At 50.7% G+C, this 15717-nt stretch carries 10 protein-coding genes; 2 read left to right on the forward strand and 8 right to left on the reverse strand.

The genetic code is table 11. The features are described 5' to 3' along the window. Position 1 precedes the first annotated feature (1 nt). From pqiA to rlmKL, 3 genes are read right to left on the reverse strand one after another with little or no spacing between them, the layout of a single operon-like run. A complete protein-coding gene (pqiA, locus tag ABVM99_RS03895; RefSeq protein WP_017440926.1) occupies positions 2 to 1255 on the reverse strand; it encodes a membrane integrity-associated transporter subunit PqiA in 1254 nt (417 codons plus the stop codon). 14 nt (positions 1256 to 1269) lie between these two features. Next, complete coding sequence (locus ABVM99_RS03900; protein ID WP_000053051.1) at positions 1270 to 3177, reverse strand: ABC transporter ATP-binding protein; 1908 nt, start codon at positions 3175 to 3177, stop codon at positions 1270 to 1272. Positions 3178 to 3189: 12 nt separating this feature from the next. After that, complete coding sequence (gene rlmKL / locus ABVM99_RS03905; RefSeq protein ID WP_001086485.1) at positions 3190 to 5298, reverse strand: bifunctional 23S rRNA (guanine(2069)-N(7))-methyltransferase RlmK/23S rRNA (guanine(2445)-N(2))-methyltransferase RlmL; 2109 nt, start codon at positions 5296 to 5298, stop codon at positions 3190 to 3192. Between the two features lie 98 nt (positions 5299 to 5396). Here rlmKL and ABVM99_RS03910 point away from each other — a divergent pair, with 98 nt between their 5' ends. Continuing rightward, entirely contained in the window at positions 5397 to 6506 is a 1110-nt protein-coding gene (locus ABVM99_RS03910; protein ID WP_052938277.1) for a YcbX family protein, read from the forward strand. Here the strand turns inward: ABVM99_RS03910 and zapC are convergent. The 3 genes from zapC to pepN form a co-directional block, all read right to left on the reverse strand. After that, on the reverse strand, positions 6503 to 7045 hold the full coding sequence (zapC, locus tag ABVM99_RS03915; protein WP_001220671.1) for a cell division protein ZapC: 543 nt from the start codon (positions 7043 to 7045) through the stop codon (positions 6503 to 6505). The genes ABVM99_RS03910 and zapC overlap by 4 nt on opposite strands. A gap of 165 nt (positions 7046 to 7210) precedes the next feature. After that, entirely contained in the window at positions 7211 to 8221 is a 1011-nt protein-coding gene (gene pyrD / locus ABVM99_RS03920) for a quinone-dependent dihydroorotate dehydrogenase (protein ID WP_000291723.1), read from the reverse strand. Positions 8222 to 8428: 207 nt separating this feature from the next. Further along, positions 8429 to 11041, reverse strand: a complete 2613-nt coding sequence (gene pepN, locus ABVM99_RS03925; RefSeq protein ID WP_000193774.1) for an aminopeptidase N — start codon at positions 11039 to 11041, stop codon at positions 8429 to 8431. 266 nt (positions 11042 to 11307) lie between these two features. Between pepN and pncB the strand changes: the two genes are divergently transcribed. Beyond that, entirely contained in the window at positions 11308 to 12510 is a 1203-nt protein-coding gene (gene pncB / locus ABVM99_RS03930) for a nicotinate phosphoribosyltransferase (RefSeq protein WP_000191404.1), read from the forward strand. 77 nt (positions 12511 to 12587) lie between these two features. Here the strand turns inward: pncB and ABVM99_RS03935 are convergent, their stop codons facing one another. Both ABVM99_RS03935 and dpaL read right to left on the reverse strand, forming a co-directional pair. Beyond that, entirely contained in the window at positions 12588 to 14024 is a 1437-nt protein-coding gene (locus ABVM99_RS03935; RefSeq protein ID WP_023195142.1) for a sodium:alanine symporter family protein, read from the reverse strand. A 244-nt stretch (positions 14025 to 14268) separates the two neighbouring features. After that, a complete protein-coding gene (gene dpaL, locus ABVM99_RS03940) occupies positions 14269 to 15483 on the reverse strand; it encodes a diaminopropionate ammonia-lyase (RefSeq protein WP_001648665.1) in 1215 nt (404 codons plus the stop codon). Between the last annotated feature and the right edge of the window lie 234 nt (positions 15484 to 15717).

The raw sequence follows: 15717 nt of genomic DNA on the forward strand, positions 1-15717 counted from the left end.
ATCAGGACTCCTCATGGCCTGGTTCGTATTCACGATCCCACGACAGACGCGGATCAAAGGTCATCGCAGAAAACATTGTCATTATGACGACTAAAGCAAACATCAACGCACCCATCGCAGGATAAATATTCATTAACCCTCCCATACGCACCAGCGCAGAGAGTACGGCAATGACAAAGACATCAATCATTGACCAGCGCCCCACAAACTCCACTACTTCATAAATAAAATGCATCCGTTCACTGTCGCGCTTACCGTGGCCTTTCGCATCCCAACAAAGCCAGGCAATGGCGATCATTTTTAGAGTCGGCACCATAATACTGGCGAGAAAGATAACCGCCGCCACCGGATAAGACCCCTCGCTCCACAGCAAAATCACGCCAGCCAGAATGGTCGACGGCATTTTCGAGCCCAGTAAGTCGGTAATCATAATCGGCAAAATATTGGCGGGCAGATAAAGCATGATCGAGGTAAATAATAACGCCAGCGTCCACTGCAAACTGTTTTTACGCCGGACATAGCCTTTCGTATGGCAACGCGGACAGACGAGACTCTCCGCAGGCAGGATCGCCGTGCAGCAGGCGCAAGAACGCAAAGACTGCCGGATACCGGTAATCCCCGGCGTTAACGGCTGCGCCAGTGCAGGCTGCGGGGCGATATCATCCCACAACCAGTGGCGATCGACACACTGGAACGCCCGCAGTTGAACGAGACAAAATAAGCACCAGGGAATAAAACTGCTGCCGATGCCGATATCGCCGTAGGCCATCAGCTTAACAAAACTGACCAACACCCCGGCGAGAAATATTTCCGCCATTCCCCACGATTTGAGGAGGAAAAAGATCCTTGCCAGCGTTTTTTTTACCGACAACGGCAGACTGGCGCGGTTGACAAGTAATAGAATGGTCACCAGGCAAAATGCCGGCACCAGTTGGACAAATAACAAAAAGAACGTGCCGAGGCTGGCGTAATCTTCAGAAAACATGACGCCGGGGATTTCCAGAAGCGTGACTTCGCTGGTGACGCCCGCGACATTCATATTCACGAAGGGAAAAAGGTTAGAAAGCAGCAACATAAATAGTGCCGCTAACGCATAGGCGGTAGGACGCTGCCGGGGCGCGTCCCACTCGGTCGTTAACGTTGCGCCGCATCGTGGACATGCTGCTTTTTGCCCATGCGAGAGGCGGGGTAAAGCCACCAGCATGTCGCATTGCGGGCACAATATGTGCTTCGCAGCATGGTGATGTTCACACATAGGCGCTCCTTTCGTTATGCCCCGTTTTTCAGGCCTTCAAGATACTCCCAACGTTCGAAGGCTTGCTCAAGTTCTTGCTCCGCCTGACTTAAATCGGCCAGAACTTTTTGCGTTTGCTCATGGGGTTGGCTAAAAAAGGCCGCATCCGCAACCTGCGCCTGTAGCGCTTCCAGCTTCGCTTCCAGGTCTTCAAGCTGACCGGGTAACTGCTCCAGCTCGCGCTGCAGTTTATAGCTTAGTTTGCTACTGCCACGTTTTACAATTTCTGCTTTAGGGGCAATAACTTCCTCATTTTTTTTCGCCATCGGCTGTTTCGTCGCCAGATGCTGCTCTTGCTGCGCACGCGCATCATGGTAGCCGCCGATATAACGTCCGATTTTGCCGCCGCCCTCGAAAATCCAGCATTCCGTCACGGTATTATCGACAAATTGCCGATCGTGGCTGACCAGTAGTACCGTGCCCTGATAGCCATCAATTAATTCTTCTAATAGTTCCAGCGTTTCGACGTCAAGATCGTTCGTTGGTTCATCGAGAATTAAAAGATTGCTCGGCTTGAGGAACAGTCGTGCCAGCAGCAGACGGTTACGTTCGCCGCCGGAAAGCGCGCGGACGGGCGTCATCGCCCGTTTGGGGTGAAACAGGAAGTCCTGCAAATAACCCAGTACATGGCGCGGCTTACCGTTTACCATCACCTCTTGCTTGCCTTCCGCAAGGTTATCCATCACGGTTTTTTCCGGATCCAGTTCGGCGCGATGCTGATCGAAGTAGGCGACTTCCAGCTTCGTTCCTACGTGGATGCGCCCGCTGTCAGCCTGAAGCTGTCCCAGCATCAGTTTCAGTAGCGTGGTTTTACCGCAGCCGTTCGGGCCAATTAACGCAATCTTGTCGCCGCGCTGTACCTGAGCGGAGAAATCTTTTACCAGTTGTTTTCCTTCTACCTGGTAATCGACGTTTTCCATCTCAAAAACGATTTTACCGGAGCGCGTCGCCTCCTCGACCTGCATCTTCGCCGTGCCCATCACTTCCCGACGCTCGCTGCGTTCACGACGCATCGCTTTTAACGCCCGCACGCGCCCTTCATTACGGGTGCGGCGCGCCTTGATACCCTGGCGAATCCAGACTTCTTCCTGCGCCAGTTTGCGATCAAATTCCGCGTTTTGTAATTCTTCTACGCGCAGCGCTTCTTCTTTCTCCAGCAGGTATTGATCGTAATTTCCCGGATAGGTGACCAGTTTGCCACGATCGAGATCGACAATGCGGGTTGCCATATTGCGAATAAACGAACGATCGTGAGAGATAAAAATAATCGTTCCGTTAAAGGTTTTCAGAAACCCTTCCAGCCAGTCGATAGTTTCGATATCCAGATGGTTAGTCGGTTCATCCAGTAACAATACGCGCGGATTGCTGACCAGCGCCCGACCCAGCGCGGCTTTACGCAGCCAGCCGCCGGAGAGCGACGACAGCGCGGCGTTAGGATCGAGTCCAAGCTGCTCCAGCACTTCATTAATACGGTTTTCCAGCTGCCACAGATTATGATGATCGAGCTGTTCCTGTACGCGCGCCATTTCATTGAGGTTTTTCTCGCTGGGATCGGTCATCACCAGACGGGAAATCTCATGATAGCGCTTGAGGTATTCCGCTTGTTCTTCGATACCTTCGGCGACAAAGTCATAGACGCTGCCCGCAATATTACGGGGCGGATCCTGTTGCAGACGCGCGACGATCAGATCCTGCTCATAAATAATACGCCCATCGTCCAGACCCTGTTCGCGGTTGAGGATCTTCATCAAGGTGGATTTCCCGGCGCCGTTACGCCCCACCAGACAGACGCGTTCGTTATCTTCGATATGCAACTCTGCGTTATCGAGAAGCGGCGCGTCGCTGAACGACAGCCATGCGCCATGCATACTGATTAATGACATTTACTTTTCCTTTCAGGCGGCGCGGATCAGCCAGCAGTTATGAATCTGACGGTTACGGGCAAAATCCGGGGAGAGCGTTTTTTGCGTAATTTCTTGTGCGGTAAGCCCCAGTTCCGCCAGCCCTTCCAGATCCATACGGAATCCGCGCTTATTATTTGAGAACATGATGGTGCCGCCTTTACGCAGCAGGCGTTTTAAATCTTTCATTAACGCGACATGATCGCGCTGAACATCAAACGACTCTTCCATACGTTTTGAGTTAGAGAACGTCGGCGGATCGATAAAGATCAAATCGAACTGTTCATTCGCCTCGCGCAGCCAGCCCAGGCAGTCGGCCTGAATCAGGCGATGCGCGCGGCCGCTCAGTCCGTTCAGACGCAAATTACGTTCGGCCCACTCCAGATAGGTGCGGGACATATCCACCGTTGTGGTGCTGCGCGCGCCGCCCAGACCCGCATGTACGCTGGCGCTGCCGGTATAAGAAAAGAGATTCAGGAAATCTTTGCCTTTGCTCATTTCTCCCAGCATTCTGCGGGCAATACGGTGATCGAGGAACAGACCGGTGTCGAGATAATCCGTCAGATTTACCCATAAGCGCGCATTATATTCGCTGACCTCAAGGAACTCGCCCTTCTCGCTCATTTTCTGATACTGGTTTTTTCCTTTTTGCCGTTCACGGGTTTTTAACACCAGTTTATTCGGCGGAATACCGAGCACTGACAAGGTTGCCGCAATAATATCGAACAGACGTTGCCGCGCTTTTTGCGCATCCACCGTTTTCGGCGGCGCATATTCCTGAATCACCGCCCAGTCGCCGTAACGGTCTACCGCCACGTTATATTCCGGCAGGTCGGCATCATACAAGCGATAGCATTCAATCCCTTCCTGGCGCGCCCATTTCTCCAGCTTTTTAAGATTTTTACGCAGGCGATTAGCGTAATCTTCCGCCACCGTCGCCGGTTTACTGTCCGCCGTGGTTTCCGCAATATGATAGTTTTTCTGCACACAGTCCAGCGGGCCATTCTTGGCTTTAAACTGTTTGTCGGCACGTAATTGCAGGCTGCCCAGCAGATCGGGCGAAGCGCTGAACAGCGACAGGTTCCAGCCGCCAAACTGATTTTTCATGGTACGACCTAGCAGGCTGTGCAACGCAATCAGCGCCGGTTCGCTGTCCAGACGTTCGCCGTAAGGCGGGTTACTGATCACCGTACCATACGGGCCTTTCGGCAATGGATTACTCAGTTGCGCCACATCTTTCACTTCAAAGGTGATAAGCTCGCCGATACCGGCGCGACGGGCGTTGCTGCGCGCCCGCTCAATGACGCGCGCATCGCTGTCGGAACCGTAGAAATGAGAGGAATACTCCGCCAGTCCCTTACGCGCCCGGGTCTGCGCTTCGGCTTTCACTTCCTGCCAGATAGTTTCGTCATGCTGCGCCCAGCCGCTAAATCCCCAGTGACCACGGTGCAGTCCCGGCGCGCGATCGGTCGCCCACATCGCGGCCTCAATCAACAGTGTCCCCGAACCACACATAGGGTCGAGCAGCGGCGTACCTGGTTGCCAGCCGGAACGCATAACAATCGCTGCCGCCAGCGTCTCTTTAATTGGCGCCAGCCCGGTGCGATCGCGATAACCGCGCAGGTGCAGGCCATCACCACTGAGATCCAGCGCAATGCTGGCAGTTTCTTTATTCAGCCAGACATTAATACGGAGGTCCGGCGATTCGCGGTCCACATTTGGACGCGGAAGATTTTTCCGCGTAAACGCATCGACAATCGCGTCTTTAACTTTCATCGCGCCATACTGACTATTACGGATGGTGTCGTTCAGGCCGCTGAAATGCACCGCAAACGTCGCGCCAGGATTAAAAATCTCTGTCCAGTTTATCGCCTGAACGCCGAGGTAAAGATCGAGATCGCTGTAGACCTTGCACTCACCCATCGGCAGGATAATACGCGAGGCCAGGCGGCTCCACATCAGGCTCTGGTAAATAAGCCGCGTGTCGCCCTGAAAATGGACCCCACCCTGAACAACCTGACACCCTACGGCGCCCAGTTTTTCCAGTTCAGTTTTTAACAGCTCTTCCAGCCCGCGGGCCGTACTGGCAAACAGAGAATTCATATTGTCACTTTTACGCTAAGAAAATTGTTGCGCATTATAGCTAATCTCACGCCCATGTCATAAAGTTGAAGGCTTATTTTCATTTGAGGGACTGTACGGTGGCGACGTTATCACGGCTCTTTATTCATCCGGTCAAATCCATGCGCGGCATTGGCCTGACTCATGCGCTGGCAGATATCAGCGGCCTGGCTTTTGATCGCATCTTCATGGTGACCGAGCCTGACGGCACATTTATTACCGCCCGCCAGTTTCCACAAATGGTACGTTTTACCCCCTCTCCCTTACACGACGGCCTCCATTTGACCGCGCCAGACGGCAGTAGCGCGCTGGTTCGCTTTACGGATTTCACCCCGCAGGATGCGCCGACCGAGGTCTGGGGAAACCATTTTACCGCTCGCATCGCCCCGACGGCGATTAATCAATGGTTGAGCGGCTTTTTCTCCCGCGATGTCCAGTTGCGCTGGGTTGGGCCGCAGTTGACGCGCCGGGTTAAACGACATAACGCGGTGCCGCTGGGATTTGCCGATGGCTACCCGTATTTATTGACCAACGAAGCCTCGCTGCGCGATCTGCAACAGCGTTGTCCGGCAGGCGTACAAATGGAACAATTTCGCCCAAACTTAGTGGTTTCCGGCGTAGCGGCCTGGGAGGAAGATAGCTGGAAAGTGCTTCGCATTGGCGATGTGATTTTTGACGTCGTGAAGCCCTGTAGCCGCTGTATTTTTACGACCGTCAGCCCTGAAAAGGGGCAAAAACATCCTTCCGGAGAACCGCTGGCGACACTGCAAGCTTTTCGTACCGCCCAGGACAATGGCGATGTGGATTTCGGTCAGAATCTGATTGCCCGCAATAGCGGCGTCATTCGCGTCGGTGATGAGGTGGAGATTCTGGCGACAGCCCCGGCAAAAGCTTATGGCGCCACAACGGTCGACAACAGCGTTACGCCAGATAAACACCCGGACGCGAGTGTAACCATCGACTGGCAGGGGCAAACCTTCTGCGGGAATAATCAACAGGTACTACTGGAACAGTTGGAGAATCAGGGGATTCGTATTCCGTATTCTTGCCGGGCTGGTATCTGTGGTTGCTGCCGGATACGTTTGCTGGAAGGCGAAGTAAGTCCGCTGAAAAAATCGGCTATGGGTGACGATGGTACGATTCTGAGCTGTAGCTGCGTGCCTAAGACCGCGTTACGACTGGAAAATTAAACCGCTTGTTCAAGGCTGAAACTGTGACAGTGAACCTGCGGTTTCAGCCTGTCGTTCATAATTTTAATCGCATCGCCAAGCTGCATGGTTCGGCCTGCTATCACCACGCCCGGCTGTGCCAGCAGACACAACGCGGCATTTTCTCCCGGCTCAACGACCAGCAAATTAACCTGTTCCGCCGTATCGCTTAACCAGACGCTTGCGGCATCGCCCGTTCCCGGGGTCCACATTTCGCCATGCGCTACAAAATGCCAGCTTTTTGGCATCTGCGGTTTGAGATAGCGAATCGCCACCAGCGCATTCAACACCAACTCCGCGCGTTGCTCTTTGGTTAATTCGAAATCCCGGCATTTTTCTTCAAAGGAAAAATAGAGCGCGGCATCATCCACACAAAAACCGGTCGGGCAAAACGCGTCCGGCGTAAGCATTTTACGAGAGAAGCGCGAGCGAAAAAGCATACCATTGGCGAGATCGAGCATCATACGATCGTGCTCTTCATCATAATACCAGCGCCAGTTATCGTCAGGTTTAATTCGCATTACCTCTCTCCCGCTTTTAAGCAACTCGTAACAGCATTGTCCTTTTGCCGCTTCGTTTATTACCCCAATAATAAAAGCCTAAAATGTCTAAATAAGCAACAGTGGAGAAATATAAAACAACCAGCGCCGGAAATAAAGCCCTGGTTGTCTGATAAAGGCTAAAGTTTAGATGTGCGTTACGATTTCTTTAATCAATGGCGGGCCTTTAAAAATAAAGCCGGAATAAATTTGTACCAGCGTAGCGCCTGCCGCTATCTTCTCGCGCGCGGCGATAACTGAGTCAATGCCGCCGACGCCGATAATAGGCAATTGCCCTTTTAACTCCTGGGATAAACGGCGAATAATTTCTGTGCTTTTTAATTGTAATGGCCGGCCACTTAATCCCCCCGTTTGCTGGCAATTTTTCATTCCTTGTACCAGAGAACGATCGAGGGTGGTATTTGTCGCAATCACCCCATCAATATTATGACGAAGCAGGCTATCGGCAACCTGGATCAATTCCTCTTCACAAAGATCCGGCGCGATCTTTACTGCCACCGGCACATATTTATGGTGGATCGCCTGAAGATCGTTTTGCTTATTTTTAATGGCAGTTAACAGATCGTCCAGCGCATCGCCATACTGGAGCGTACGTAGCCCTGGCGTATTCGGCGAAGAAATATTAATGGCGATATAACCCGCATAAGCATAGACTTTTTCCATACAAATCAGGTAGTCATCTTTGCCATTTTCGACAGGCGTATCTTTATTTTTACCGATGTTAATTCCCAGAATACCATCAAAATGGGCTTTTTTAACATTCTCGACCAGGTTATCGACGCCCAGATTATTAAAGCCCATCCGATTGATCAGACCTTCAGCATCCACCAGACGAAAAAGACGCGGCTTATCGTTACCCGGCTGTGGGCGCGGCGTCACGGTGCCGATTTCCAGGGAGCCAAACCCCATCGCGCCTAACGCGTCGATGCACTCCCCGTCTTTATCCAGACCGGCAGCCAGCCCCAGTGGATTTTTAAAGGTAAGTCCCATGCAGGTAACCGGCTTTGTCGGTACTTTCTGGCGCACCAGCGCTTCCAGCGGCGTACCTGTAATGCGGCGTAATTGTTGAAATGTAAATTCATGAGCGCGCTCTGGATCGAGCTGGAAAAGGGCTTTACGAACGAAGGGATAGTACATGAACTCTCCTGGATTCCCGGTGTGCAAACCGGGGGCGTATTATGGGCGATAACAAGGCAAAAGGGAATTGACCTACGGCAATAAATAGCAATCGTTTTCCTTCATTCTCACTTCACGTTTCGCCAGCGAGCGTCATCGTCCGGCAAAAAAATGCCCGGCAGCGCTAACGCTTACCGGGCATGTCTTACCTCTTTATAACGGATACTGTCAGGCTAACGCTTTAGTTATCTTCTCGTACAGATCGCCGGAAAGATTCTCCAGCCCTTTTAACTGCTCCAGCGCCGCGCGCATTTTCTCCTGACGCTTATCATCATAACGTTTCAGACGAATCAGCGGTTCAATGAGGCGAGATGCTACCTGCGGGTTACGGCTATTCAGATCGGTCAGCATTTCGACCAGGAACTGGTATCCGCTACCGTCTTGCGCATGGAACGCCGCCGGGTTGCTGCCAGCAAACGCGCCAATTAATGAACGGATGCGGTTCGGGTTGCTCATACTGAAAGAACGGTGTTTGAGCAGGCCGCGTACGGTTTCCAGTACATTTTCCGCCGGGCTTGTGGATTGCAGGATAAACCATTTATCCATCACCAGGCCGTCCTGATGCCACTTATCATCATACTCCTGCATCAGCATATCGCGGCACGGCAACTGCGCCGCCACCGCAGCAGACAGGGCCGCCAGCGCATCGGTCATATTATTGGCATCGCGATACTGTTTGCTGACCAGCGTATTAGCCAGCTCCGTCTCGCCAAACGCCAGGAAGCGCAGGCAAGCATTGCGCAGCGTGCGCTTACCGATATCGCCGTGATCAACACGATACTCATCCAGATGATTGGCGTTATAGATAGCCAGGAACTCATCCGCCAGTTCTGCCGCCAGCGTACGCGTTAGCGCTTCACGAACTTGCGCAATGGCGATCGGGTCAATGACCTCAAACAGCTCCGCAATTTCATTGGCCGAAGGCAGCGTTAAAATTTCTGCGGCCAACGCCGGATCGATTTTCTCATCCAACAGTACTGCACGGAACGCATCAGCGACATGCACCGGAAGCGATAGCGGTTGCCCCTGCTGATGACGCGCCACATTCAGTTTAATGTATGTGGCCAGCAGGCTTTGTGCCGCATCCCAACGGGAGAAATCATTGCGCGCATGGCGCATCAGGAACGTCAACTGCTGATCGCTCCATTTATATTCCAGCTTCACCGGCGCTGAAAACTCGCACAGCAAGGCCGGAACAGGCTGGAAGTAAACATTATCGAAGGTAAATGTCTGCTCCGCCTGCGTGACGTTCAGCACGGCGTTGACCGGGTGACCGCCTTTTTGCAACGGAATGACGTTGCCTTCGTTATCGTACAGTTCGATGGCGAATGGAATATGCAGCGGCTGCTTCTCCGCCTGATCCGCCGTCGCCGGAGTACGCTGGCTGATGGTCAACGTGTACTGCTCGGTTTCCGGATTATAATCATCTTTTACCGTTACAATCGGCGTGCCGGACTGACTGTACCAGCGGCGGAAATGGGACAAATCGACATTAGAAGCATCTTCCATCGCCTGTACGAAGTCATCACACGTCGCGGCGCTGCCGTCATGGCGCTCAAAATAAAGCTGCATCCCCTTCTGGAAATTTTCCTCACCCAGCAACGTGTGGATCATGCGAATGACTTCCGCACCCTTTTCATAAACGGTGAGGGTGTAGAAGTTATTCATTTCGATGACTTTATCCGGGCGGATAGGATGCGCCATCGGGCTGGCGTCTTCCGCGAATTGTAAACCGCGCATGGTACGCACGTTACTGATGCGGTTCACCGCGCGTGACCCCAAATCAGAGCTAAACTCCTGATCGCGGAACACGGTTAGCCCCTCTTTCAGGCTCAACTGGAACCAGTCGCGGCAGGTGACGCGGTTGCCGGTCCAGTTGTGGAAATACTCATGGCCTATCACGCGCTCAATATCGAGATAATCTTTATCCGTCGCGGTATCGGTTCGCGCCAGCACGTATTTGGAGTTAAAGATATTGAGACCTTTATTTTCCATCGCGCCCATATTAAAGAAATCCACCGCGACAATCATATAGATGTCGAGGTCATATTCGAGCCCAAAACGCGTTTCATCCCATTTCATGGAATTTTTCAGCGAAGTCATTGCCCACGGCGCGCGATCCAGATTGCCACGGTCAACGTACAGTTCTAATGCGACTTCACGCCCGGAGCGGGTGGTAAAGGTATCGCGCAGCACGTCAAAATCACCGGCCACCAGCGCAAACAGATAACACGGTTTCGGGAACGGATCTTGCCACTGAACCCAGTGACGGCCATTCTCCAGTTCACCCTGCGCAACACGGTTGCCATTGGAAAGCAGGAACGGATATTTGCTTTTATCGGCAATAATTTTGGTGGTAAATCGCGCCAGTACGTCCGGGCGGTCAAGATACCAGGTAATATGGCGGAAGCCCTCCGCTTCACACTGGGTACAGAGCGCATCGCCGGACTGGTACAATCCTTCCAGCGCCGTATTCGCCGCCGGACTTATCTCGTTGACAATGCGTAACGTAAAACGCTCTGGCAGGTCGCTGATGATAAGCGCGCCCTCTTCTTCCTTATATGCTGTCCACGGCGCATCGTTGACGTGGATAGATACCAGCGTTAAATCTTCCCCATCAAGGCGAAGAGGCGCATCAGGCGCGCCATGACGAACAGCCTGGCTTATTGCGGTGACCACGGTTTTTTCGGCATCGAGGTCAAAGGTCAAGTCAATATCAGTAATCTGGTAATCCGGCGCGCGATAGTCATGGCGGTATTTGGCTTGTGGCTGTTGTGTCATAAAAAACCTTTCGCATCTTTGTGTAGAGTGTCGACTCCAGTCTATTCCTGTTGCGCAAATCGCGCTACGCAGAATGTTCATCTTTTCAGGCACAAACGGCCTATTTGCTACATTTTTATAACATGGGGCACGAAATGCGCTCGACCCTAAAGACAGCTTATGGTGTGATCGGGGTTCAATAAATCGCTAAACAAGGTATACTCCAGCGGTTTTCTTAGTTGTTTATTGTACTAAACGCTCCCGTGAGAGGACGCAACAGCGCACCTATGACACAATTCGCTTCTCCTGTTCTGCACTCGTTGCTGGATACAGATGCTTATAAGTTGCATATGCAGCAAGCCGTTTTTCACCACTACTATGATGTGCAGGTAGCGGCTGAGTTTCGTTGCCGTGGCGACGACCTGCTGGGTATTTATGCCGATGCTATTCGCGAGCAGGTGGACGCGATGCAGCACCTGCGCCTCCAGGAGGACGAGTTCCAGTGGCTCTCCGGCCTGCCCTTTTTTAAACCGGATTATCTGAACTGGTTACGCGAGTTTCGCTATAACCCAGCTCAAGTCTGTGTCACCAACGATAACGGCAAGCTGAATATTCGCTTAACCGGCCCGTGGCGTGAAGTCATTATGTGGGAAGTGCCGCTGCTGGCCGTGATCAGTGAGCTGGTTCATCACTACCGCTCGCCAAACGCGGGCGTTGATCAGGCGCTCGACGCGCTGGAAAGTAAGCTGGTTGATTTCACTGCGTTAACCGCCAATCTCGATATGTCCCGCTTCCACCTGATGGACTTCGGCACCCGCCGCCGTTTCTCTCGTGAAGTGCAGCAGGCGATAGTTAAACGTCTCCAGCAGGAGTCATGGTTCGTCGGCACCAGCAACTATGATCTCGCACGTCGCCTGGCGCTGACGCCGATGGGTACTCAGGCGCACGAATGGTTCCAGGCGCATCAACAAATCAGTCCGGACCTGGCGACCAGTCAGCGTGCCGCGTTGGCCGCCTGGCTTAACGAATATCCGGATCAGCTTGGTATCGCATTGACAGATTGCATTACAATGGATGCGTTTTTACGCGATTTCGGCATTGAATTCGCCAGCCGTTATCAGGGGTTACGCCACGACTCAGGAGACCCTGTCGCATGGGGCGAAAAGGCGATTGCCCATTATGAAAAGCTGGGGATTGATCCGCTGACAAAAACGCTGGTCTTTTCAGATAACCTTGATCTGCCAAAGGCGGTCGAGCTCTATCGCCATTTCGCCTCTCGCGTGCAGTTAAGCTTCGGCATCGGTACCCGCCTGACCTGCGATATCCCTCAGGTAAAACCGCTCAATATCGTGATTAAGCTCGTGGAATGTAACGGAAAGCCGGTGGCTAAACTTTCCGACAGCCCCGGTAAAACGATCTGTCATGATAAAGCGTTTGTGCGCGCGCTGCGTAAAGCGTTCGATCTCCCGCAGGTGCGTAAAGCAAGTTAACCATGCCTGTGCGAAGCGCCCGGAAAGTGGGCGCTTTGTTACTCTTCTGACCATCTTACCTGTTCTGGCCGCGATGGTTACTCCTCTTTCCCTTCACTCTTCGACATATTTACGTGCGTGATTTGCGTTGTTTTTACAGAATTAGTGTCCCGCTGTGTACGCGTTTTGAATATATTGAATTCGCTAATAAATTCTTTACGCAGCAAGAACAGAGCAATTACGTTGGGGATAACCAGAAAACCGACAGCAATATCAGCCATTAACCAGATTACCGGGATTTCCATATTAACGGCAATCAGTGGCGGCAAAAAATATAGCCATTTAATGATTCGTTCTAGCTTATCGCCAAAGATATAGTTTATCGAAGTGCGAAATTTAATATATGAACCAAGATAAGAAGTAAACAGAATCAACGCCACACCGAGACAGAGAACCTGAACAATAATCGGATGCCATGTTTCTTTTAAGGCGGCAAAGATAATCTGAATACCTTGATAACTGGCGTCTGTCCACATACCAGAAGCAAGTACAGCAAATGCGGTAAAGTTACAGGTAATCATTGAGACAAAAAATACTTCCACTGCCCCCCACATTCCCTGACGGAAAGCGTAATCCACGTTGGCAGTAGCATGTACTGTGGCCGAGGTACCCATGCCGGCTTCGTTAGTGAATATTCCGCGACTGGCTCCTTTACTGATGGCCATCATGATGGTTGACCCGACAAAGCCACCGGCTGCTGGCGCAGGGGCAAAGGCATAATAGAAAATACTTTTTATAACCTGTGGGATAGCCTCGATATTCAATACCACTACACCAGCGGCACCAATGAAATAGGCAATGGTGATCGGTGGAAGTGCAATCGTACAGAATTTACCAAGACTGGCGAGTCCTTTTAAAATAACCAACGCGCCTACGATGACAATAAATCCCCCAATGACGCTTGTTGGGATGTCAAACGTATAGTGAATGACCGCCGCCATCGTATTAGTTTGCACAAAACAGGCATCCGTAATAACCAGAATCATTAATGCAAACGCATATAATCCTGCCAGGGGATGCCATTTTTTATTGAGCCCTTTCTTAATATAATGCATTGGGCCGCCATAATATTCGCCATTCTCACCTTTACTTCGGTATTTCACCGCCAGCGTCACTTCAACCATTTTGGTCATCATACCCACGACCGCAATGATCCACATCCAGAAAATTGCCCCAGGTCCGCCAACCGCAATAGCCGCAGTAACACCTGCGATCGTTCCCGCGCCTAATGAGCCGGATAGCACCGTGGCAGCCACCTCTATTGATTTTAAGGATTTTTTAGACGCTGCCTCGCCAGTAGTGTTTTGTTTATTTTTTCCGGCAAGTGTACCAATTGTATTACGGTAAATTTCTTTTAAATTAATAATCTGGAAAAATTTGAGGCGTACTGTAAAATAAAAACCAATGCCGATGACACACAAAAATAATGGGCCACCCCATAGAAATTCAAAGAGTTGTGAAAGTTGCTCTAACATAATGACCTCGGATTTAAATTAATTCGTTCAGTCTCAGAAATAATCTTTCCAGTTCAGCGTAATCCTGAATTTTGCCAACAACACTAAACTGGAAAGTCAGCGGGTAGGAGCATCCCTTACTCACTAAATGCCGTTTTAATGGTATATTGTTATGAAGTTTTGCTTCCTGCATTAGGTTTATTATGCGTATAAAAACGCATTTTTTACATGCTACCTTTATTATCTAATTTTTTAGCCGTAATGTTTAAACGCTGCGTCCGTTCCAGACTATATCTTCATAAATATCTGGGGACGTATCGCCTTCGGTGCTAATAAGCAGAACATGAGCACTGGCATCAAGCTGTAAGCGATTAGCAAGATCCTGATAATGCATATTGTTCATTAACTCATAAAGTAACCCTACGCCAATAGCTCCGGACTCGCCGGAAATAAAAGGCGTATCCGTACCTGGACGCGGCGCGGCAGAAATGCGCATACCCTTAGCCGCCAGACAATCATCAGCGGAAATAAAACAACTGGTGTTGTCCCGAATAATAGGCCAACTGATAATATTCGGCTCCCCACACGCAAGCCCGGCCATTATCGTCGCCATATCGCCAGTGACGCAGTGAGGTTGACCATCATTCATAACTGCGGATTGATAAAGACAGTTGGCCTGATGCGGCTCAACCACAATAATATTAGGGATATTTTCCTGCATTTTTTCAACAAAATAACCCATAACACTGCCAGCAAATGATCCCACCCCCGCTTGTAAAATAAGGTGGGTTGGCAACGGACTGTTTGTTTCTGCGAGCTGCTCATAAGCTTCAACCGCTAGTGTCATATAGCCTTGCATAATCCACGTTGGGATCTCTTCATACCCTGTCCAGGCTGTATCCTGCAAAAGCACCCAGCCTTTTGTTTGCGCCATTCTATGGGCCAGTCGCACTGCATCATCGTAGTTCAGATCGGTGATGGTGCATTCAGCTCCATGATGGCGAATATTCTCTGCCCGGATTAACGATGATCCTTTAGGCATATAAACGACGGCTTTTAGACCTAATTGCTCCGCTGCCCACGCCACACCACGGCCATGATTGCCATCCGTCGCGGTAACAAAAACACAATCTTTAATTTTTTCTTTAATCTCAGGAGTGTTAAGGGCAGCAAAACTTAACGAGTTAATATCACATTGCAATTTATCAGCGAGATATTTTCCTACAGCATAAGAGCCGCCCAGACCTTTAAAAGCATTCAGGCCAAAACGCCAGGACTCATCTTTAATATGGATGGACCCTAGTCCAAGCCGCCGGCTTAGATGCGCCAGATTATGTAACGGCGTAACGGCATAATTGGGTAATTTTTTATGAAATGCTAACACCTCACGCCCAACATTTCCGTTAAGCAAACTTAAGGCCGCTCCTGTACCATATTTTTTCCGACGTGTATTAAACTGGTATTTAATAAGCTCATGCATAATGATACCTTTTGTTAAAGTTTATTTATTGAAATAATATGTTTTTGGCAATTATTGAGTAGAAACAAGTAAAGAACTCGCGTTTTGTGGCTGTAGTAGTGGTTATCCTCACTTTAATAAACCGTACTGATAAAAGAGTCGCACAATATCTATTACGTCCTTTTCTTTATTCCGCTGATTATGATAGTACTATGCTTATTGCTGTTAAATGGCGCGAAAATGCCCATCGTCGTG

The sequence above is a fragment of the Salmonella sp. SJTUF15591 genome, from assembly GCF_043356435.1.
Taxonomy (GTDB): domain Bacteria; phylum Pseudomonadota; class Gammaproteobacteria; order Enterobacterales; family Enterobacteriaceae; genus Salmonella; species Salmonella enterica.

Coding starts and splice junctions, on each gene's coding strand:
- rlmKL (WP_001086485.1), bottom strand. CDS start 5,298: ATGAATTCTCTGTTTGCCAGTACGGCCCGCGGGCTGGAAGAGCTGTTA.
- pyrD (WP_000291723.1), bottom strand. CDS start 8,221: ATGTACTATCCCTTCGTTCGTAAAGCCCTTTTCCAGCTCGATCCAGAG.
- pncB (WP_000191404.1), top strand. CDS start 11,308: ATGACACAATTCGCTTCTCCTGTTCTGCACTCGTTGCTGGATACAGAT.
- ABVM99_RS03900 (WP_000053051.1), bottom strand. CDS start 3,177: ATGTCATTAATCAGTATGCATGGCGCATGGCTGTCGTTCAGCGACGCG.
- pepN (WP_000193774.1), bottom strand. CDS start 11,041: ATGACACAACAGCCACAAGCCAAATACCGCCATGACTATCGCGCGCCG.
- zapC (WP_001220671.1), bottom strand. CDS start 7,045: ATGCGAATTAAACCTGACGATAACTGGCGCTGGTATTATGATGAAGAG.
- ABVM99_RS03935 (WP_023195142.1), bottom strand. CDS start 14,024: ATGTTAGAGCAACTTTCACAACTCTTTGAATTTCTATGGGGTGGCCCA.
- pqiA (WP_017440926.1), bottom strand. CDS start 1,255: ATGTGTGAACATCACCATGCTGCGAAGCACATATTGTGCCCGCAATGC.
- dpaL (WP_001648665.1), bottom strand. CDS start 15,483: ATGCATGAGCTTATTAAATACCAGTTTAATACACGTCGGAAAAAATAT.